The 20,239-nt window shown below is 63.7% G+C and carries 14 protein-coding genes; 8 read left to right on the plus strand and 6 right to left on the minus strand.

Going from position 1 to position 20,239, the window contains the following annotated elements; translation table 11 throughout:
- Positions 1-2 precede the first annotated feature (2 nt).
- The 4 genes from smc (at position 3) to HJD22_RS00575 (ending at position 7,927) form a co-directional block, all read left to right on the plus strand.
- Entirely contained in the window at positions 3-3,506 is a 3,504-nt protein-coding gene (gene smc, locus HJD22_RS00560) for a chromosome segregation protein SMC (RefSeq protein ID WP_208654888.1), read from the plus strand.
- A 214-nt stretch (positions 3,507-3,720) separates the two neighbouring features.
- The gene (gene zipA / locus HJD22_RS00565) at positions 3,721-5,493 is read left to right on the plus strand and encodes a cell division protein ZipA (protein WP_208654887.1); all 1,773 of its coding nucleotides are present in this window, start codon (positions 3,721-3,723) and stop codon (positions 5,491-5,493) included.
- Between the two features lie 125 nt (positions 5,494-5,618).
- The gene (ligA, locus tag HJD22_RS00570; protein ID WP_208654886.1) at positions 5,619-7,664 is read left to right on the plus strand and encodes an NAD-dependent DNA ligase LigA; all 2,046 of its coding nucleotides are present in this window, start codon (positions 5,619-5,621) and stop codon (positions 7,662-7,664) included.
- Positions 7,661-7,927: a YheU family protein gene (locus tag HJD22_RS00575; protein ID WP_208654885.1), complete on the plus strand. Its 267-nt coding sequence runs from the start codon at positions 7,661-7,663 to the stop codon at positions 7,925-7,927. Before ligA ends, HJD22_RS00575 begins: the two co-directional genes overlap by 4 nt.
- An 86-nt stretch (positions 7,928-8,013) precedes the next feature.
- Here HJD22_RS00575 and HJD22_RS00580 read toward each other — a convergent pair whose 3' ends face one another.
- The gene (locus HJD22_RS00580; RefSeq protein WP_208654884.1) at positions 8,014-9,318 is read right to left on the minus strand and encodes a 2-hydroxycarboxylate transporter family protein; all 1,305 of its coding nucleotides are present in this window, start codon (positions 9,316-9,318) and stop codon (positions 8,014-8,016) included.
- Positions 9,319-9,576: 258 nt separating this feature from the next.
- Between HJD22_RS00580 and HJD22_RS00585 the strand changes: the two genes are divergently transcribed.
- Complete coding sequence (locus HJD22_RS00585; protein WP_248730039.1) at positions 9,577-11,220, plus strand: ATP-binding protein; 1,644 nt, start codon at positions 9,577-9,579, stop codon at positions 11,218-11,220.
- On the plus strand, positions 11,217-11,945 hold the full coding sequence (locus HJD22_RS00590) for a response regulator (RefSeq protein WP_208654883.1): 729 nt from the start codon (positions 11,217-11,219) through the stop codon (positions 11,943-11,945). Before HJD22_RS00585 ends, HJD22_RS00590 begins: the two co-directional genes overlap by 4 nt.
- Before the next feature lie 2 nt (positions 11,946-11,947).
- On the opposite strand, the gene mnmC is transcribed toward HJD22_RS00590, so the two are convergent.
- Both mnmC and HJD22_RS00600 read right to left on the minus strand, forming a co-directional pair.
- The gene (gene mnmC / locus HJD22_RS00595; RefSeq protein WP_208656809.1) at positions 11,948-13,966 is read right to left on the minus strand and encodes a bifunctional tRNA (5-methylaminomethyl-2-thiouridine)(34)-methyltransferase MnmD/FAD-dependent 5-carboxymethylaminomethyl-2-thiouridine(34) oxidoreductase MnmC; all 2,019 of its coding nucleotides are present in this window, start codon (positions 13,964-13,966) and stop codon (positions 11,948-11,950) included.
- A 223-nt stretch (positions 13,967-14,189) separates the two neighbouring features.
- Positions 14,190-14,489 carry a YciI family protein gene (locus HJD22_RS00600; protein WP_208654882.1) on the minus strand — a complete coding sequence of 100 codons (300 nt, stop codon included), beginning with the start codon at positions 14,487-14,489 and terminating at the stop codon, positions 14,190-14,192.
- Positions 14,490-14,601: 112 nt separating this feature from the next.
- Here HJD22_RS00600 and HJD22_RS00605 point away from each other — a divergent pair, with 112 nt between their 5' ends.
- Both HJD22_RS00605 and HJD22_RS00610 read left to right on the plus strand, forming a co-directional pair.
- Positions 14,602-15,507, plus strand: coding sequence for a PHP domain-containing protein (locus tag HJD22_RS00605; RefSeq protein ID WP_208654881.1), 906 nt, complete (start codon positions 14,602-14,604; stop codon positions 15,505-15,507).
- Positions 15,508-15,561: 54 nt separating this feature from the next.
- A complete protein-coding gene (locus HJD22_RS00610) occupies positions 15,562-16,182 on the plus strand; it encodes an L-threonylcarbamoyladenylate synthase (protein WP_208654880.1) in 621 nt (206 codons plus the stop codon).
- Between the two features lie 134 nt (positions 16,183-16,316).
- Here HJD22_RS00610 and HJD22_RS00615 read toward each other — a convergent pair whose 3' ends face one another.
- From HJD22_RS00615 to HJD22_RS00625, 3 genes are all read right to left on the minus strand, one after another.
- The gene (locus HJD22_RS00615; RefSeq protein WP_208654879.1) at positions 16,317-18,302 is read right to left on the minus strand and encodes a monovalent cation:proton antiporter family protein; all 1,986 of its coding nucleotides are present in this window, start codon (positions 18,300-18,302) and stop codon (positions 16,317-16,319) included.
- A 150-nt stretch (positions 18,303-18,452) separates the two neighbouring features.
- Positions 18,453-19,331: an ion transporter gene (locus tag HJD22_RS00620; protein ID WP_208654878.1), complete on the minus strand. Its 879-nt coding sequence runs from the start codon at positions 19,329-19,331 to the stop codon at positions 18,453-18,455.
- Between the two features lie 18 nt (positions 19,332-19,349).
- Complete coding sequence (locus tag HJD22_RS00625; protein WP_254280828.1) at positions 19,350-20,216, minus strand: CYTH domain-containing protein; 867 nt, start codon at positions 20,214-20,216, stop codon at positions 19,350-19,352.
- Positions 20,217-20,239: the final 23 nt, after the last annotated feature.

The raw sequence follows: 20,239 nt of genomic DNA on the forward strand, positions 1-20,239 counted from the left end.
CCATGCGGCTGAAATCGATCAAGCTGGTCGGCTTCAAGTCCTTCGTCGATCCAGTGACGGTGCCCTTCGATGGCAACATGACCGCCATCGTCGGGCCCAACGGCTGCGGCAAGTCCAACGTCATCGACGCGGTGCGCTGGGTGATGGGCGAATCCTCGGCCAAGACCCTGCGCGGCGAGTCGATGACCGACGTCATCTTCAACGGCTCCACCGGGCGCAAGCCGGTGGGACAGGCCTCCATCGAGCTGCTGTTCGACAACCGCGATGGCAGCATGGGCGGTATCTACGCACAGTACGCGGAAATCGCCGTCAAGCGCGTGGTGACCCGCGACGCCCAATCCTCCTACTTCTTCAATGGCCAGAAGTGCCGGCGCCGCGATATCGCCGACCTGTTCATGGGCACCGGCCTCGGGCCGCGCTCCTACGCCATCATCGGCCAGGGGATGATCTCGCGGCTGATCGAGGCGCGCCCCGAGGAGCTGCGCGCCACCATCGAGGAGGCCGCCGGGATCTCCAAGTACAAGGAGCGGCGCCGAGAGACCGAGAACCGCATGCGTCGCACCCAGGAGAACCTCGAGCGCCTCGACGATATTCGCGAGGAGCTCGACAAGCAGCTCGAGCGTCTCAAGCGCCAGGCCGAGGCCGCCAGGCTTTACCAGACGCTCAAGCAGGAAGAGCATCGTCTGAAGGGCGAGCTGGCTCTGCTGCGTGGACGTGCCCTGCGTGCCGAACAGGGCGAGCAGGAGAGCCGCGTCCGCGATCTCGAGACTGCGGTGGAACGGGAACTGCTGGGGCAGCGCCAGTGCGAGTCGAGTCTCGAACAGGTGCGTCTCGAGCACGATCAACTGGCCGAACGGCTCAATGCCAGCCAGGCCAAATTCTTCGACACTACCTCCGCCATTGCCCGGCTCGAGCAGCAGCTGGAGCACGCCCGTACCCGCGATCAGCAGCTGGCTCGCGACCTGGAGGAGGCGCGCCGCGAGCTTGCCGAGCTCGACCGGCTGGGCGAGGCGGATGGCGAACGGTTGGTGTTGCTCGATGCGCGACTGGAGGCGCTGGAGCCCGAGCGAGAAGGAATTGCCGAAGCGCTGGGGACGCTCGAGGCTTCGCTGGAGGAGGCCGAGCAGTATCAGGTTGTTGCCAACGAAGGGTGGGAAGCCTTCCATGACCGACATCGCGATACCGGCCGTGACGCCGAGCGCGCCCAGGAGCGCGTGCGCTCGCTCGAACGTGCCCTCGAGGATGCCGACAAGGCACTCGCGCGGCGTCGCCAACAGCGGGGCGAGTTGCCTGATGTCCGCGAAATGCGCGAGCAGCGCCATGTCCTGAGAGAACAGCTTGGCGAACTCGATCTCGGCCTTGACGCCGTCGAAATGCGGCACGAGACCCTTCTGGCGCAGCGCGATGCGGCCCGCGACACGATCCAGACGCATGAGTCTCGGCGTGAAGAGGGGCGTCAGCGGCGCAGTATCCTGAATGGCGAGCTGGCCTCGCTCGTTGCCCTCATTCAGGCGGCACTGACCGATCACGACGATGCGCTGAATGAGCGGTGGCTCGCCCATGGCCTCGACGAGGCATCGCGCCTTGGCGAGTGCCTGCAGGTCTCCCCCGGTTGGGAAAATGCCGTCTCCTGGGTACTGGCACCTTGGCTCAATGCTCGCCTGGCAAGACTGGACGAGGTGGCAACGCTGGTGCAGGGCGGCGATAGCCGTGGCATGTCGTTGGTCGACGAGCGTGAGGGAGCGGCCGAGCGCGAGGCGGGTACGGGATTGGCCACCAAGGTCAGCGGGGCTGGAGCAGCGCGTCAGCTGCTTGCTGGTATCCACACCGCTGAAAGCGCCGCGCAAGCGTGGCAGCGCCGTGCGACCCTGCTGCCTGGCGAGAGCGTGATCACTACCGATGGCTTGTGGCTCGGGTCGGGCTGGGCACGCCGTCAAGGCCAGGAGGATAGCGGTGCCAGTCTGCTGGTGAGCCGCCAGCGGCATGACGAGGTGACAGCGCAGCTCGAGACGCTTGGCATCGAACTCGAGTCGCTGGACATGGTACTGGAGGCGGCTCGGGAAGAGGCGCATCAGACCGAATCGGAGCTCGAAGTGTGCCGACGCCAACAGAGCGAACAGCAGCAACGACGCCAGCAGGTGGCGCTTGCCGAGTCGAACCTCGCCACCCGCCTGGAGCACCTCGACCAGCGTGCCGCCGAGCTAGACGAGGAGCTGGCATCGCTTCTCGAGCAGCGTGAAAACCATGCCCTTGCGCTTGAGGAGGCGCGGGAGACATGGCAGCTGACCATGGCTCGTCTCGACGAAAGCGCTCTCGAGCGCGAGTCGTTGGAAAGGCGGCGTCGCGAGCGGCAGGAGGCAGTGGCTGCCTTGCGGGCCCGTCAGCGCCCAATGGCGGAGCGCGCTCAGCAGCTTGCCCTCGAGTATCAGCGGGTGACGACCGAGCGCGATGGTCTGTGTCAGCAGCGCTCGCGGGTAGAGGAGTCGCGGGGACGGCTCGAGGAGAAGCGTATCACCCTTGAAGAGCAGCGCGAACTTCTTCACGAGCCTCAGGATATCGAGCACGAGCGCCTCGCCGAACTGCTGGAGCAGCGTGAGCGCGATGAGCGCGCATTGAATGGTTGTCGCGACCAGGCCGCCGAGCTCGGCGAACAGCTGCGCCGCGACGAGCTGGCCCGGCAGAGTCATGAACGCAATCTGGAAGGGGTGCGCGAGCGATTGCAGGAAGGACGCCTGCAGGTTCAAGCGCTCAAGTTGAAGGCCGACGCTCAGGATGAACAGCTGGCGGAGCTGGGTCATGACGCCCAGGCGCTGGCCGAGACGCTGGACCCCAATGCCACCGAATCGCAGTGGCAGACCCGTCTAGAGGAGCTCGCCGACAAGATCCGAAGGCTTGGTGCCATCAACCTGGCAGCGATCGAGGAGTACGATCAGCAGGCCGAAAGGCGCGATTATCTCGAGGCACAGCATGCCGAACTCAGCGAAGCTCTGGAGACGCTCGACCGGGCGATTCGTAAGATAGACCAGGAGACTCGGACCCGTTTCAAGCAGACCTTCGAGCAGGTCGACGCAGGTCTTCAGACACTTTTTCCCAAGGTCTTCGGTGGGGGTACTGCCTGGCTAACCTTGACCGGTGATGATCTGTTGGAGACTGGAGTAGCCATCATGGCAAGGCCACCCGGAAAGAAGAATAGTACGATTCATTTGCTCTCCGGGGGAGAAAAAGCCCTGACCGCGTTGTCTCTGGTATTTGCGATCTTCCAATTGAATCCGGCACCCTTCTGTATGCTGGACGAAGTGGATGCGCCTCTCGATGATGCCAATGTCGGTCGCTATGCCAAGCTCGTGAAGGAGATGTCCGAGTCGGTTCAGTTCATCTATATCACACATAGTAAAATTGCCATGGAAGCCGCGGAGCGGCTGATGGGCGTTACCATGCAGGAGCCTGGGGTGTCACGCCTGGTCTCGGTCGGTGTCGAGGAGGCGGCGGTACTGGCAGAGGCATGAACGCCTTGCACTGAAACCACAAACGGGTTAACAAGGATGCAAACCGATGAAGTACAGGGAACAAGAAGGGCAATTGCACTGGGCGCAGCAAGCTCGCTGTTTTATCAGAGATGCTTGACATTCAAAAAAAGTGGCCTTTTTTTTGGGAATCGCGCTATGCTGGTGACGAACAATTTATCAGGCATGGCGCCTTAGCACACAGGCAAGACGACCCATGGAACTAAGAGAGTGGCTGATCATCCTGGGGCTAGCCCTGGTGACTATCATCGTGATTGATGGTGTACGTCGCCTGCAGCGCCAGCGTCGCGTGCCTCGACTGGATCAGGTCGACGCATCACCGGTAGGCACCGGTAATGGTAAGAGCGGAGTGAAAGCCGAGGCTGACCCCGAAGAGGTGGCTCGAGAAGCCGAGATCAATTGGGAACTTCCCAATGGCGGCGCGCGCGTAGTCAAACCGGCCTCCTACAGCCGTGACACCTCGCAAGAGCACGACATGGTGATCCCGACGCCGAAGCCCAAGCTCAAGCGGCAGGAGCATCCCGGGCCGTCGCGGGTGCTTTCGTCTTGGCGCCGGGAAGCGGCTCAACAAGCAGCGGTTGCCTCTGCGTCTCAACCTGAGCCTGAAAGAGTGGTGCCTACGCAAAAGCCTTCTGACACTATCAGCTCGTCTGCCCCCCTTTCTGAAAAAGATATAGCTAATAAAGGCGTGGCGAGCAAGCCAAGCCGTGTCGAGCCGGCGATGGAACAAATGTCCTCAAAGGAGCAAGTCTCCTCTCCCCGCGATGCGTCTCCTAAGCCTGCCTCGTCCCAGACGCCGGAAGAGCCGCTCGTTCAGGCAGAAGTGCCACCTGTTTCCGAGTCGCAAACACCTCGCGCCGAGCCGACGCTATCAGCACTGGACGATGGCATGGATCCCGAAGCGGATGACACCACTCAGCCTCTCGCGGCCGATCCCGCTGATCACGAAGAGTATCAGGATGGCGAGCGTTATCGTCTGGTTGATCTCGATGGCATGTCCGATTCGCTGCGTTCACGCTCGGCACGTGCCGGTGCCTCCATGCAGCGCTTCGGGGCCTCGGTGAAGAAGTCAATGGCCGAACGCAAGGAGCAGCGCAAGAAGGAGAAGCTCGAGCGGGCCAGGATCAAGACCGAGCGCGAAGCTCGAGAAGCCAGCCGTCGGCAGCAGGCCGAGGCCGAAAAAGCATTGCAGCGTCAGCAGGAAGAGGCACGCCTGACAGCCCTGCGCGAGCAGCAGGTGATCGACGCACAGGAGTATGACGATCCGCTATTTGCGCCAGGCCGGCTGAGCCATGTCGATAGTCGTTATGATGGCCGCTACGCCGACGGGCCTGCAGGCGGAGCGGATCATGGCAGCGAAGCGGAGCCTGCCCACTATTCCGTTCACCACGCCGATGCGCAGGTAGGCGTCGAGGGGCATGCCGGAGAGCAAGCGGCTCCCCGCCCCATCGTCGAGAACTCGCTGGTGGAGAGAGTGCTACGCCACGATGTCAATGGCGACCATGCTCGCGATACGCTCAGCCATGCCGACGAAGTCATCGTCATCAGTGTGATGTCACGTGATGAGGAGGGCTTCTCCGGTCCAGCACTGCTCGAACTCATGCTCGCTTGCGGGCTGCGGTACAGCAGCGACATGGGCATCTTCCACCGCTGCGAGACGGAAGATCCCGGCAGTGAGCTGCAATTCTCAATGGTCAACGTCATCAAACCGGGGACCTTCCCGCTCGAATCGATGGAGACGTTCCAGACGCCCGGCATCACTTTGTTGATGCCGTTACCCGGTGCTGCGGATACCAGTGCCGCCTTCGAAGCCATGGTGGAGACTGCCATGGTGGTGGTACGTCATCTGGGTGGCGAGCTGAAGGATGAGAACCGAAGCGTGATGACGGCGCAGACCGTCGAGTTCGCGCGTCAGCGCGTGCACGATTTCGAGCGGCGTCATCGCCTGCACCGTTATCAGGTCAACTGATCGAGCTGCCTTTCAGTAGGCACTCGCCATGGGCTCCTTCGGGAGCCCATGGCGTTTTTGCCCAACGCTGCCCGGGATTCGTTACACTACATCCATTCCTTGAGACGACCTGAGTTCTCCACTGCATGAGCCAGCACGATCAGAAAAGTGTTGCCGAGGCGGCCAGCCTGCGGGCCGAAATCGACGATGCCAATCACCGTTACTACGTCCTTGACGAGCCGATGCTGACCGACGCCGAGTACGATCGCAAGCTGCGTCGGCTGCAGGAGCTGGAAGCCCGGTTTCCCGAACTGGTGACGCCCGACTCTCCGACCCAGCGCGTCGGCGCCGCGCCTGCCGCGGGCTTCCCAGAGGTCGCGCATGCCATGCCGATGCTTTCCCTCGACAATGCCTTCGACGACGACGAGCTCACCGCCTTCGTCAAGCGACTGGGAGAGCGGCTCGAGCGTGACGGCGAGCAGCTCGCGTTCTGCTGCGAGCCCAAGCTCGACGGTGCGGCGGTGTCGCTGGTCTACGAGAATGGCGTGTTGCTGAGCGGTGCGACCCGTGGCGATGGGCGTACCGGTGAAGGCATTACTACCAATCTGCGCACCCTGCGCTCAATGCCGCTCAAGTTGCGTGGCAACGGCTGGCCGGAACTTCTCGAGGTGCGTGGCGAAGTGACCATGAGCCATGCAGGATTCGAGACACTCAACGAGCGTGCCCGCGAGGAGGGCGGCAAGGTGTTCGCCAATCCGCGCAATGCCGCTGCCGGCAGCCTGCGCCAGCTCGATCCGCGCATTACCGCGACCCGCCCTCTGGAATTTTGCGCCTACCAAGTGGCACGTATCGAGCCCGACCAAGGGGCGCAGACCCACAGCGCGTTGATGGCGCAGCTGCGCAAATTCGGTTTTCGCAGCAGCCCCGCGCTGGAGGTGGTGCATGGCTCTCAGGGCATCATCGATTACTGCCGCCGCCTGGGCGAGCGGCGCGACAACCTCGGCTATGATATCGACGGTGTGGTGATCAAGGTCGATGACCTGCGACTGCAGCGCGAACTCGGTTTCGTTGCCCGCGCACCGCGCTGGGCGGTAGCCTTCAAGTACCCCGCCCAGGAGCAGATCACCCAGCTCAACGACGTCGAATTCCAGGTTGGGCGTACCGGGGCGATCACCCCGGTGGCGCGTCTTGAGCCGGTGACGGTGGCGGGCGTCACGGTCTCCAACGCCACCCTGCATAATGCCGATGAGATCGAGCGGCTGGGAGTGATGATCGGCGATACCGTCAGCATTCGCCGCGCCGGGGATGTGATTCCCCAGGTGGTTCGGGTGTTGAAGGAGCAGCGTCCCGCCGATGCCCGAGAAATCCGCTTCCCCAGCCGATGTCCGGTGTGCGATTCCGACGTCGAGCGCCTGGAGGGCGAGGCGGTGGCGCGCTGCTCGGGCGGACTCTACTGCGCGGCCCAGCGCAAGGAGGCGCTCAAGCACTTCGCCAGCCGCCGCGCGCTAGATATCGAGGGGCTCGGCGTCAAGCTGATCGACCAGCTGGTCGAGCTCGACTGGGTCAAGACTCCCGCCGACCTGTTCCGGCTCGAGGCCGAGCGCCTGGCCGAGCTTCCGCGCATGGCGAGCAAGTCCTCGGAGAAGCTGGTGGCGGCCCTCGAGAAGTCGCGCCATACCACCCTTGCACGCTTCATCTACGCACTGGGAATTCGCGAGGTGGGCGAGGCCACGGCCGGCAACCTCGCGGCGCACTTCGGCACGCTCTCTGCTCTGATGAGCGCCGAGGTGGCCGAACTCGAGGCGGTCAATGACGTGGGGCCGGTGGTCGCCTCGCATGTGCATACCTTCTTTCGTCAGCCGCATAATCGCGAGACCATCGACGATCTGCTGGTGGTAGGCCTCGAGTGGCAGGAGGAGGAGATCGGCGAACGCCCTCAACCGCTCGAGGGGCAGACCTGGGTGCTGACCGGCACGCTCGAGAATCTGACCCGGGACGAAGGCAAGGCGCGACTGCAGTTGTTGGGCGCCAAGGTCGCCGGCAGCGTATCGAAGAAGACCGCCTGTGTGGTGGCGGGCCCGGGGGCGGGCAGCAAGCTTGCCAAGGCCGAGGAGCTGGGCGTGACCGTGATCGATGAGCCGGCGTTCCTGGCCAGTCTTGCCAAGTGGGAAAGCGGGGAGGAGACGACATGAGCGAACGCTTTATCGAGGTGCCCTATCGCATGCTGCCGGGCGAGACGCTCGAGGTGCTGCTCGAGACCTTCGTCACTCGCCAGGGCTACGACACCACCGATACCGGTGCGGGCATGGGCGGCTGGGTCGAAGAGCTCAAGCGCCAACTGGAGCGTGGCGAGTTGATCATCGCGCATGATCTGCAGACTGAAACCACCGAGGTGATGACGCTTGCCCAGTGGCGAGCCTTCGGGCGTGACCTGGCCGACGACGAGGAGGGCTGAGCCGGCACACTCAGGGCCCGGCAAAAAAGACCAGGCCCGCCTCAAGAGAGGCGGGCCTGGTGCGCATGGCTGGCGGAAGGCCTGTCTCAGCCGAACAGCAATGGCACGCCGAGCCCCGAAATCAGCAGGATCAGGGCACCCCCCAGCCGCGAGGATATCTGTGCGAAGGGCATCAGCTGCATGCGTCGCGCCGCGGAGAGCACCGCCACGTCACCGGTACCCCCCATGTTGGCCATGCATAGCCCGGCGGTGATCGCCGACTCGATGGGATAGAAACCGACCAGCTTGCCGAGCAGGGCAGCCCCCAGCGCGGCACCGGCCACCACGGCGAAGACGATCAGCACATAGGCGGGGGTGAGCGCCTCGATCACCGTGCCCAGGTCGGTATAGGCCACGCCGATGCCGAACAGCAGGGCAAAGGTCCAGTTGCGGGCCACGAAGCCGTACCACTGGGTGGCGGCGTCGGCCAGCGTCTGGGGCACCAGGCCGAAGATCTTGAACAGCGCGACCACGATGATCATCAGTGCGTAAGGGTGCAGCGGAATCAGGTCGGCAATGATCTGACCGCCGATGTAGAAGCCCAATGCCACCATCACACCGATCCCCATGGCGGCGATATCGAGCTCCTGGCGACGCTCCTCGAGCTTGACGCCGGGCATGATCTGGCCATTTCCGGTCAGGCTCGGGTAGCGATCGCCGAGCTTGGCCAGCAGGCTGGCGAAGACGATGGCAAAGACGTTGCCCAGCGCTAGGGCTGGCACCAGCAGCGAGATGTAGTAGCTTGCCGGTTGGCCGAGCATCTGCTCGTAGATCTGGCTCATCGGGACCGCGCCGGCGCCCATGCCGCCACCCAGGATGGGCAGGGTGATCACCACCACGGCATCGCTGAGGGTGAAACCTGCCAGGGTGCCGAACAGTGCCGCCAGCGCCATGGCGCCTAGCACTGCGCCGATGATCGGCATGAAGTAGCGAGTGCCGATGGTCACCAGTGCCTTGGAATCCATGCCCAGGATGCTGCCGGTGATCAGTGCGGCGATATAGAAGTTGAGAAAGTCACCGCCCTGCATGAACTGGGTGATATTCTCGCCGACGCTTGCCGGCATCACCGGGAAGTACATCAAGGTGGCGGCACCGAAGATGGCAAGGATTGCCCCACCACCGAGGTAGGTGCGCACGATCGGCAGGCGATCACCGACGAAGCCCAGCAGTTCGCCCAGCACCATCATGGTCAGCAGGCCGCCGATCATCCCGGCGGGCAGATTGTCGGTGTAGATGGCAGTCAACAGCACCACGCTCAGCATGCCGAAGGCCGGCATCGGCATGCCGGCGATACGCGGCAGGCTATGGCGGGAATTGGCGACCAGCGTCGCGGTGTCGTTCGCGTTGCTCATGCATTTCCTCCTGCCGCCTGCGGTATGCTAGAGACGGCGTCATGATCTGGTGTGAACGGCCAGTGTGAGTGGCGTCCCATCATTCGGTATTCACTAGCGTGGTGAGCGAGAATAAGCGCCAGCGCCGATGAGCCAAGCTTTGCAAACTTAACTAAGCGTTTTGAAGTTATTGAAAACGAACGCTGCCTTGGCGGCACAGCGTGCGCCAAGTGGAAATGCCACCAAGGTCTAACAAGTGTCTCTCAACAGGAATCGTGCGTGTCATCTCTTTTGAATGCCCGACGACCCCGCTTGAACGTATTGATCTCGCTGCTGGTGGCAGTGATGATCGTGCTGTCGCTGGGGCTAGCGCTGTGGCTCTTCGCCGCCCAGCAGCGCAGCGTACTCGAGCAGGCCGAAGCGACGCGGGTCACTGACCTTGCCCGGGTCGTTTCCGGCATGTCCGAGGTACGCGCCGTGCTCGCCTCGGACATGCCGAAATCAAGCGATGCGCAGAGCGTGCTGCAGCGTGATATCGATGGCTTGCGGCGCGTGCTGGAGGTTGACTTCATCGTGGTCATGACGCCCGTTGCGCAGCGTCTCACTCACCCCGAGCCGCGGCTGATCGGCCAGCGATTTCAGGGTGACGACGAAGGGCCGGCGCTTGCGGGGAGTCACTACGCCTCGCGCTCCCAGGGCAGCCTGGGCACCAGTATCAGAGGCTTCGCACCGGTGGTCGGCGAGCAGGGCGAGGTAATCGGAGCGGTGTCCGTGGGGGTGACCTTGGCCTCGCTGCTGCCATCGCTCGAGCAGCATCGCAGGCAGTTGTGGCTTGGTATCGCGATACTGATGCTGGCGGCCGCCCTCGGCGCCGGCTGGCTTGCCCGCTATATCAAGCGTGTGCTGCTGGGACTGGAACCGCATCAGATCGCGCGGCTGGTCGAGGAGCGCCAGGCGATGCTCGCCTCGGTGCACGAGGGTATCCTGGCGGTGGATCGCGAGGGGCGTATAACGCTTGCCAACGAGGCGGCACGCGCCCTGTTTGCCCGGGCCGGGCTTGGCGAGCCACCGCTGGGTACGCCATTGACCGACTACATACCCCACGCCGGTTTGCCGAAGGTGCTGACCGACTTGCGTCCGGTGCTGGATGGCGAGTTGTTGATCAATGGCCAGGTACTGCTGGTCAACCGTGTTCCGATCCGTCACTTGGGTGAGGTGATCGGCGCGGTGGCGACACTGCGTGACAAGAGCGAGGTGGCGCGACTTGCCGAGGAGCTCACCGGCGTGAAGCGCTATGCCGAAGCGCTGCGCGCCTCGACCCATGACTTCAAGAACAAGCTGCACGTGATCACGGGCCTGGCAAAGCTCGGCGATCTGGCCTCGCTGCGCCGCTATTTGCGTGAGCTGGCCGACGACCGCCTGGCCTCCTCGTCGGCGTTGGGCGATGAATTCCATGATCCGGTGCTAGCTGGCTTTCTGCTCGGCAAGCGCAGTGAAGCGCGCGAGCGCGGTATCGAGCTTACGATTAGCGCGGCAAGCCCGCTGCCGGGCCCTGCCGATCCGGCACTCGGCCATACCCTGGTCACGGTGATCGGCAACCTGCTCGAGAATGCCTTCGAGGCCCTGGTCTCAAGCGAAGAGCGACGGGTCGGCCTGACCCTGGGGCTCGACGAGCAACTCTTGACCCTCGAGGTGCAGGATACCGGGCCGGGCATTGACGAGGCGCTGCAGGGGCAAGTCTTCGAGCGTGGCGTATCGACCAAGGGCGACCGGCGCGGCCTAGGGCTTGCGCTGGTCAAAGAGCGCATTGCGGCCCACGAAGGCACGCTCTCGCTCTACAGCAGCCCCGGGCGCGGCACCCTGATAGAGGTGGCGCTGCCTTATCTCCCGTCTCAGTCGGTCGCTAGTGAGGAGCTGCCATGAGTGATCTCATTCGCGTCCTGATCGTCGAGGACGACCCAATGGTGATGCGCCTGAATCTGGAGTATCTCAACCGTCTCGAAGGCGTGACTCTGGTGGCACAGTGTGCCGACGTCCCCTCCGCCCTGGCAGTGCTTGAAGAGCGGGCGGTGGAGCTGGTGTTGCTGGATGTCTATCTGCGCGAGCGCAGCGGGCTCGAGATCGTCCGCCAGCTGCAGCGCCAGGGACGCGACATCGATGTGATCCTGATCACTGCGGCTTCGGAGGTCGAGACGGTGCGCGCCGCGCGTCAGCTCGGCGTCAGGGATTTTCTGGTCAAGCCCTTCGAATTCGAACGCTTCCGCGATGCGGTCCAGGCCTGTGTCGAGGTGCGCCGCTCCTTGGGCTCCCTGCCGGAACGTCTCGCCCAGCGCGATCTCGACCGGCTCTTCAAGTCGACCGGCGGTGAGGCGCTGCCGCGCCGCCCGGATGGGCTGCCCAAGGGATTGACTGCGCCGACGCTTGGCCAGGTGGCCGCGGCGGCACTGGCCCAAGGAGGGGAGAGCTTCGCCACTGAGGCGTTGATTCCGGCCACCGGCATGTCGCGGGTATCGCTGCGCAAGTATCTCAAGTACCTCGCCGAGCAGGGTATCCTCGAGGAGTCTTTCCATTACGGCCAGGTCGGGCGCCCCTCCTTCAGCTACCGCTGCCTCGATCGCCCCGCGCTCCTCGCCCTGCAACAGGGGTGAGCCTACCCTGCCGTGCCGCGCACGATATCGCTGATCAGCCGCCGGCCGGGGTGCAGGTGATCGACCAGCTCGCGCTCCAGCGGTAGCGGCTCGTCGCAGATCCGCGAGGCAAGCAGCTCGGCGCATAGCGGCGCACTGGCAAGCCCACGCGAGCCATGGGCGGCACTGATCCACAGCCCGGCATGATGAGCCCCGGGAGTGGCCGGCACGCGGCGCGCGTCCCGGGCCAGCACGGCATAGTCGCGCTTCCAGCGCTCGGCATCCGGCAGCGGGCCTGCATAGGGTGTCTTGTCGGGGCTTGCCGCACGCACCGCGGCGCGGCCACCAAGCTGCGCGGGGGAAAGCGCGCGGTGTGTATCGCGCAGCGCCTGGTCAAGCGCCTCGGCGTAACCCGGCAAGGTGCGCTTGAGCTCGGCGAGATTGGCCGTATGGTCGCTGTCGCGCAGCGCGGTGTCGCTGTCGTTGGGTGCGAAGGTGGCGCCGAAGGTGAGGGCGCCATCGAGCGGGGGAGGCAGATAGCCGCCCGCGCAGATCACTCGCTTGGGCGCCGGGAGGCGCTCGGCGATACCGGGTGATAGGGCAAGCGTGCTCACCTGGCCGCGAATCGGCTGCAGTGGCAAACCGGCCGTTTGGGTGAAGCGGTTGGCCAGTGCGGCGTTGGCAATCACGACTTGGTCGGCTGTGAGCGTGTGGCCATCGGCCATCGTCAGCGTCCAACCCGTGGTACAGCGCTCAAGCGCTACCACGTCCGCCCGGTGAAAATGGATGCCGTCAAGCTTGGACAGCTGCTCGCATACTGCCTTTGGTCGGACCCAGCCAGCGCTTGGGTAATCCAGCGCGGGCATGCGCGGCGCCAACGCTTCGGGCAGGCCGCTACGTGCATCGGCCGTCTCGGCCGCGACGTGTTCGACCACCTCGCTTGGTAGGGCGTGATTGTCCGCAAAGCGCTGCTGGCGCTTCGCTTCGCGCTCGCTCGTGGCCAGCTGCATGACGCCGCAGTCGTCCCACAGCCGGCGCGTCGGGTCGAGCTCGGCAAGCCAGCGGCGGCTATGCAGCAGCCCGGCAAGATAGACGCGGCTCTGCAGGTTGGTGTCGGCGGAGAGCTTCACATAGAGCGCTCCCTGGCCATTGCCCGAGCCACCTGCGCCAGGGGCTTCGCGGTCGATGAGTGTCACCTGCAAGCCACGCCGCGCCAGCGCTTGGGCGGTGGTGGTGCCGGCAAGCCCTGCACCGATCACCGCCACGTGTCGCACGGGCAGCGCAGGAGGCGGACAAAACCAGGGGGTGAGCCGGCGGCTGTGTCCGGCGGGCGGGGTGACGATCTCGCCTGTGAGCATTTCGCGCTTACGCCCGAAGCCCGGCACCTTGCGCCAGCTGAAGCCGGCCGCCTTGAGTCCGCGCTTGACGATGCCGGCACAGGTGAAGGTGGCGAAGGTGGCACCGGCACGGCTGTGCGCCGCCATTGCCTCGAACAGCGACGGCTGCCACATCTCGGGATTCTTCGACGGGGCGAAGCCATCGAGGAACCAGGCATCGACACGCCCCTCCAGCCGCGCGAGCCGCTCGACGCTGTCGCCGAAGTGCAGGTCCAGCGTGACGCGTCGGTCCAACCATAGGCGATGCACGCCCGCCACCGGCGCTGGCCATTGCGATACCAGCCGCTGCGCCCGCTCGGCGAGATCGGGCCAGGCGCGCAGGGCGCGGGCCAGATCATCACGGCTCAGCGGGTGCTTCTCGGTGGAGACCAGGTGCAGGCGGGCGCCGGGGGGGGCGTGGGCATCGAAGCTGGCCCAGGCGCAGAGCATGTTGAGCCCGGTGCCGAACCCCGTCTCGCCGATCACGAAGGGGCGCGACTCGCGCCACTCGGCAAGCCGCCTGGGCAGGTCGTTGGCGGCGATGAAGACGTGCTCGCTCTCGGCGCGGCCGCTCTGGCGCGAGAAGTAAAGATCATCGAAGGTAGTGGAGCGCGGCGACTCGAGATCGGCGTCGTCACGCGCCCAGTCGAGGCGAGCCTCTTCCATTGCGGTGAGGGGGGGCAGGCTGGCGCTACGATTTTCGCAAGGGGGCACCGGCGGCTCCGCTTCACAGGTGATCAAAAAGTAGGCGATTGACGCTGGGCGGCAGCTTGTCTGCGCTTGCACGATGCGTCCGCGCCCTGTTAACAGTCTTTTCCACAGCCTCTGTGGGTAACGCCCTGTGGAAAACCAGGCGGCGACGCGAGAGGCTGTGCCAAGTGGTGGGGCGTTACGGAAAGACCTTCTTGAACGGCTTGACCGCCACCTTGGCGTAGACACCTGCGATCATGTAGGGATCGGCATCGGCCCAACTCCGGGCAGCCTGTATGTCATCGAACTCGGCGACCACCAGGCTGCCGCTGAAGCCTGCATCGCCGGGGTTTTCGGCATCGACCGCCGGGTGAGGACCGGCCAGCACGAGCCTGCCTTGGTCGCGCAGTTTCTCCAGGCGTGCCAGGTGATCGGGTCGGGCCGCCATGCGGCGCTCGAGGCTGTCCTTCACGTCTTCACTGATAATCGCATAGAGCATCGTCATGTTTTCCTTATCCGCCACTTGGTTGATTGACCCTCGGCTAATTGACCGTGGCGCGGCGGGCGCGCACCATGGTGCTCCCATTTTGACAAAGAAGCCTGTCGGCGTCATGCCCATACCCGCTCTGCCTAATGCCATCGACGAGGTGACAGGCCTCGATCTGCACATGCACTCCACCGCCTCCGATGGTGCCCTGTCGCCCACCGAGCTGGTGGCGCTCTGCCATCGCCGCGGCCTGACCCACATGTCGCTCACCGACCACGACACCGTGGCCGGGGTCGCCGAGGCGCAAGCCGCCGCGGCGCCATTGGGTATCCGCTTCATTGCGGGAACCGAACTCTCGACACAGTGGCGAGGCGTCAATATCCATGTGGTGGGGCTGTTGCCCCAAGGCGCCCGGGGTTTGCTGGTGACCGGGCTCGAGGCGCAGGCCCTGGCGCGTATCGAGCGCGGCGAGGAGATCGCCCGTCGCCTGGAAACGGTAGGGCTCGACGATGCGCTGGCGCATGCGCGGGCCCAGGCCGGCAGCGACCGGCCGCTTGGCCGACCCGATTTCGCCCGGGCGCTGGTCGAGGCGGGCATCGTCAAGGACATGGCCGAGGCGTTCAAGAAGTATCTGGGCAGCGGCAAGCTTGGCGACATCAAGGCCCACTGGCCGTTCCTGTCCACGGCTGTGGAGTGGATTCGCGATGCCGGCGGCGTGGCCGTGCTGGCACATCCGCTGCGTTACGGCATGACGCGGCGCAAGCGCGGCCTGCTACTCGACGATTTTCAGGCGGCGGGGGGCGAGGCGGCAGAACTGGTGAGCGGCTTCCAGAACCAGGATGTGACCCGCGACCTGGCCCGCCAGCTCGCCGAGCGCAGTCTCTATGCCTCACTCGGCAGCGACTTCCATTTCCCCGGCGGGCCGCTGGCGCCCGGCAGCCTTAGTCCGGTACCGCGTGCCGCAGTCAAGCCGGTATGGCAGCACCCCCATCTCGCCGCCTTTGCCGGCGATGCCGCGTTGGATGGCTAAGCAGGGGTTCGCTGGTTAAGCTGAACCGAGGAACCATTACCGCAAGGATTCGCCATGACCCTGTTCTTACAGCTGCATCCCGACAACCCGCAGAAGCGTCTGATCGACCAGGCGGTGAAGATCATCCGCCAGGGCGGCGTGATCGCCTACCCCACCGACTCCGGCTACGCCCTCGGCTGCCACCTGGGCGACAAGAAGGCGATCGAGAAGATCAAGTGGCTGCGCTCGCTGGACGACAAGCACAACTTCACGCTGATGTGCTCGGATCTCTCCGAGATCGGCACTTACGCCAAGGTCGACAATATCGTCTTCCGGCTGCTCAAGGCACATACGCCAGGCCCCTACACCTTCATCCTGGTCGCCACCACCGAGGTGCCGCGCCTGCTGCTGCATCCCAAGCGGCGCTCGATCGGTGTGCGTGTGCCCGACCACCCGATCACCCGTGCCCTGCTCGATGCCCTGGGTGAGCCGCTGATGAGCGTGACGCTGATTCCGGTGGGCGAGGAGCTGCCACTGACCGACCCCGAGGAGATTCGCGAGCGCTACGATGCGCACCTGGACCTGATCATCGACGGCGGCGCCTGCCACCTCGAACCCACCAGCGTCATCGACCTGCGCGAACTGCCGCCGGTGATTGTGCGTGAAGGACGTGGCGACCTGACGCCGTTCCGCTGATTGTATGGGGCCTGCAGCGGATTGCTTGATGCGTATCAACCGGCAATGGCCGGTGTCGCGCTTGAGTGGGATGCTATCAATGCCATGGGCTTGAGCGAACATATCAGGGCACTGGAGAAGTCCAAAGCAGGTCGTTAAGCCGGCTCACTGCCCGTCAGCCGTCGTTCCACTCTCTTCAGATCCTCCGGTGCGCCCAGCATCACCAGCACGTCCCCCGCCATAATCCGGGTACGCTTGTCTGGGTAGCGTTGGCGCCTGTCATTTCTTACGAGCGCCGTTACCATCACTTGATCATCTTCCAGGTCAAGGGCGCCCAACTCTTCTTCCAACACGGGGCTGCCTTCGTGCATGACAATGGAGTGAAGGCGTTCGGCCTTTTCATCTTCCGTGTTGAGGGCGTCGTGATCCCCTCGGAACAGCTCCTTCAACATCGGGTAACGGCTGGTTCGCTGCTCCTGGAGATATTGAGTGATCTTGTATTGCGGCACGCTCAACGCGAGCAGCGAATGGGAGACGATGATCATGCCCGTTTCCAATGTTTCGGGGATGACTTCCGTGGCCCCGGCCTTGCGTAATTCGTCCACGCTACTCTCATCCCGAGTGCGGACCACGATGGATAGTGCGGGATTCAGCAAGCGGGCATGATGCAGGGACTTTAGCGCGGCAGGTCGATCGTCATGGCTGACGATCAAGAGCGCTGCACGTTCGACACCTGCTGTCTCGAGAATGGTCGGATCTGATGAGTCGCCATAATAGACAGGTTGGCCAGCCAGGCGCGCCTCCTTGACGATTGCCGGATCCATGTCCAGCGCCACGAAATCGATATTCTCGCTTTCGAGGAAGCGACTGACGACTTGGCCGGTACGACCATAACCACATATCACGACATGTCGTTTAAGGTCCTGCTGTTCAGTAAGACGTTGAGAGTTCGCCTCATTGGAGGGGCGGTTGGGTATCGTACTGAACAGCTTGGCTGCTATCGGTTGATTGTAGCGAATCAGGAAGGGAGCCAGGATCATGGAGAAGAGCACTGCAGTCAGAACGATTTGGGCAGGGTAGGGGGTAATGACCGCTGCCTCTAGGCCAATGGCGAGCAGGGCGAAACCGAACTCCCCTCCAACAGCAAGCAACATGCCCGTGCGAAAGGCTGTATAGAGATCTATGCCGGAATACTTGACGATCACTGTCACCAGCAGGAGCTTGATGCCCAGCAGGGCGAGAGCACCCAACAATGCTTCCAGCCAGATGTCGGGAATCAGCATCGGGTCCACCAGCATGCCGATGCTGACGAAGAACAGGCCGAGCAGTACATCGCGGAAAGGTCGAATGGTCGATTCTACCTGATGACGGAACTCGGTTTCTCCCAGAACCATTCCGGCAAGAAACGCACCGAATGCCATGGACAGCCCCAATGTATTGGTAGTCCAGGCTGCTACCAAGGAAACGAAAAGTACCGTCAGGGTGAAAAGCTCCGCTGAGCGCCTTTCCGCAACCAGGTGAAACAGAGGTTTTAGCAAGTAGCGACCCGACACCATAACGACGGCAAAGGCCAAAGCAGCCTTGAATAGCGCAAACCCCAAGGCGCTGGCGACTTCATTGGCTGCCGCCACACCCAAGACAGGAATGACGACAACGAAGGGAACGGCCGTTATGTCTTGAAATACCGAAACTGTGGTGCCGAGCCGCCCATGGCGAGTCTGGCTCTCCCCTTGCTCCATCAGTTGCTTGGTGATGATCGTGGTTGAAGACTGTGCGAATACGGCGCCTATCACGAATGCTGCCGCTGCCGGCGTTCCTAATCTCCAGGCAAGCAGGGCGATGACGGCGGTAGTGAGAGCGACCTGAGCTGACCCTAGTCCCAGAATCGTATGACGAAGCGCGTATATCTGCTTTATCGAGAAACTCAGGCCAATGGTAAACAGCAGAAAAACGATGCCGAATTCAGCGATGACACGAATATTTTCGTCAGGTAGCACGGGTCCGGCAGTATGCGAGCCAAGGATGACGCCTACCAGCAGATAGCCAAGGCTCGGGGGAATACGCAATCGCTGAAAGATCAGTACGATAAAAACGGTTGCGCCCAGCAGTAGCAACATCTGTATCAAGGTTTGTTCGAGCATCGTATTGTCATATCTCCAAGAGCACGCTACGAGGCCACGCCAAAAAATGAGGTTGTGGTCATCCTAACAAAAAGCCTTATTCCAATGCGTGCTTATGGGAGAGAGTGATAAATCGTCGATAACAGTATCTCGTGGAAGAAGAAACGCCAGTTAGTGCTCATGACCGCTAGCGTGTGAATGCTCCGCAGGATCGTCTGTAGTCTCGTCGAGCCAGGTGCCGCAGCGCAGGCAGTATCGGGCGCGCTTCTCGTGGCGGTCGTGACCGCAGCCCGGGCAGGCTTCGTCGGAGTAGCGATCGGCGCGAATCGAGCGGATCACCTCGGCGGAGAAGACCCCGGTGGGCACGGCAATGATCGAGTAGCCGAGCAGCATGACTATCATCGAAATCGCCTGGCCCAGTGCCGTGGTCGGCACGATATCGCCGTAGCCGACCGTGGTCAGGGTCACGATGCCCCAGTAGATCGCCTTAGGGATGCTGGTGAAGCCGGCTTCCATGGGCTCGATCATGTAGACCACCGAGCCGAATATCGTCACCAGAATGAACACGGTGAACAGGAACAGCAGGATCTGGTCGGTACTGTTCTTCAGCGCTTCCACTAGCAGCCGGCCCTCTCCCACGAACTGCATCAGGCGCAGAATGCGGAAGATGCGCAATACCCGCAGGATGCGCACCACCAGCAGCGTCTGGGCGCCGGGAACCAGCAGCACCAGCCAGGTCGGCAGGATCGCCAGCAGGTCGATGATGCCGTAGAAACTCTTGAGGTAGAGCCAGGGGCGCTCGAGGCAGTAGAGGCGTACGGCGATCTCGAGAGTGAAGAGCAGCGTGAATGTCCACTCGAGAATCGTCAACAGCTCCCCATACTCGCGCTGCCAGGCCGGCACGCTCTCGAGCATCACCACCGCCACGCTGGCCAGGATCACCACGATCAGGGCGATATCGAAACTCTTGGCCAGCGGCGTGTCCGACTCGAAGATGATCTGGAAAAGGCGCGTGCGCAGGCCCTCTCCGCCGGGCTTCAGTAGTGACACAGGCAGTCTCCTGGGCGGTCAAGCTTGGGCGGCATGAAGGTCACGGGCAAGCGCGACCAGGGTCTGGCCGAGCTCGGTGGTGAGCCTGTCGCCGTCACCTGGGGCGGCGAGAAACGTATGCAGCTGCGTGCTCAGCCGATCATCGCCCAGCGCTGCCAGGCGTGCCAGCGCTTCGTGCGCCACCGCCGCGAAGTGGGCAGCGCCACTGTCATAGAAGGCATCGAGTGCGGAGGTGGCCCGTTCGAGGCAGTCGGCACGCGACACGCACGCCTCGGGCAGCGTCCAGCGGCAGTCGACCAGTGCCGTGCCGCGGGCGGCCTTGCTGGCGCTGGCCGGGCGCAGGGGAAGCCACTCGGCAAGCTCCAGTGCCAGCTGCCACAGATGAGCGACCTCTCCCTCCTGCAGCTCGAGTTCCAGCTCGCGGATCTGCGCGCGGCGCTCACCGGCGATGATCTCGCCGATATCGAGCGCCAGCTCGATGCGGCTGCCGTGCATCTCCAGCTGCCAGGCCAGGCGGCGAAAATCGGTACGAAAGCGCGGGGTGAGGGCGTCGAGGAGGGATGCATCGACATCTTGCATCGGCGGCAGTGCGGCAAGGCCGACCAGGTCGAGTTCCGCCCCCGCAATGGGCCACTCCCACTCGCCGCGAATCGACAGGCCACCGCTGCCCCGCCCGCTGGTCTTCAAGGTCTGGAGTCGCTGCAGGTCCGTTGCACCCTGCCTGCGTTTCTCGCGAATGCGCAGGGCCACGCGGGCGCGCTCCAGGTCGCCCTGGGGGGTATCGAAGTAGGTGTTGCGCAACTCGATTGCCTGCGGCACGAGGGTGGCAAGCCGGGGGTGGCGGCCGAGACGCTCGGAGTCCACGGCGCCAAGTGCCAGTTTCAATTCGATTTCCTGCGACATGATCC

This window comes from Halomonas sp. TA22 (assembly GCF_013009075.1).
Lineage (GTDB): Bacteria > Pseudomonadota > Gammaproteobacteria > Pseudomonadales > Halomonadaceae > TA22.

Bases quoted from the DNA above. Each gene is read 5' to 3' on its own strand.
- HJD22_RS00605 (WP_208654881.1), top strand. From the start codon at position 14,602: ATGCCCATACCCGCTCTGCCTAATGCCATCGACGAGGTGACAGGCCTC.
- mnmC (WP_208656809.1), bottom strand. From the start codon at position 13,966: ATGGAAGAGGCTCGCCTCGACTGGGCGCGTGACGACGCCGATCTCGAG.
- smc (WP_208654888.1), top strand. From the start codon at position 3: ATGCGGCTGAAATCGATCAAGCTGGTCGGCTTCAAGTCCTTCGTCGAT.
- ligA (WP_208654886.1), top strand. From the start codon at position 5,619: ATGAGCCAGCACGATCAGAAAAGTGTTGCCGAGGCGGCCAGCCTGCGG.
- HJD22_RS00600 (WP_208654882.1), bottom strand. From the start codon at position 14,489: ATGCTCTATGCGATTATCAGTGAAGACGTGAAGGACAGCCTCGAGCGC.
- HJD22_RS00615 (WP_208654879.1), bottom strand. From the start codon at position 18,302: ATGCTCGAACAAACCTTGATACAGATGTTGCTACTGCTGGGCGCAACC.
- zipA (WP_208654887.1), top strand. From the start codon at position 3,721: ATGGAACTAAGAGAGTGGCTGATCATCCTGGGGCTAGCCCTGGTGACT.
- HJD22_RS00580 (WP_208654884.1), bottom strand. From the start codon at position 9,318: ATGAGCAACGCGAACGACACCGCGACGCTGGTCGCCAATTCCCGCCAT.
- HJD22_RS00590 (WP_208654883.1), top strand. From the start codon at position 11,217: ATGAGTGATCTCATTCGCGTCCTGATCGTCGAGGACGACCCAATGGTG.
- HJD22_RS00610 (WP_208654880.1), top strand. From the start codon at position 15,562: ATGACCCTGTTCTTACAGCTGCATCCCGACAACCCGCAGAAGCGTCTG.
- HJD22_RS00575 (WP_208654885.1), top strand. From the start codon at position 7,661: ATGAGCGAACGCTTTATCGAGGTGCCCTATCGCATGCTGCCGGGCGAG.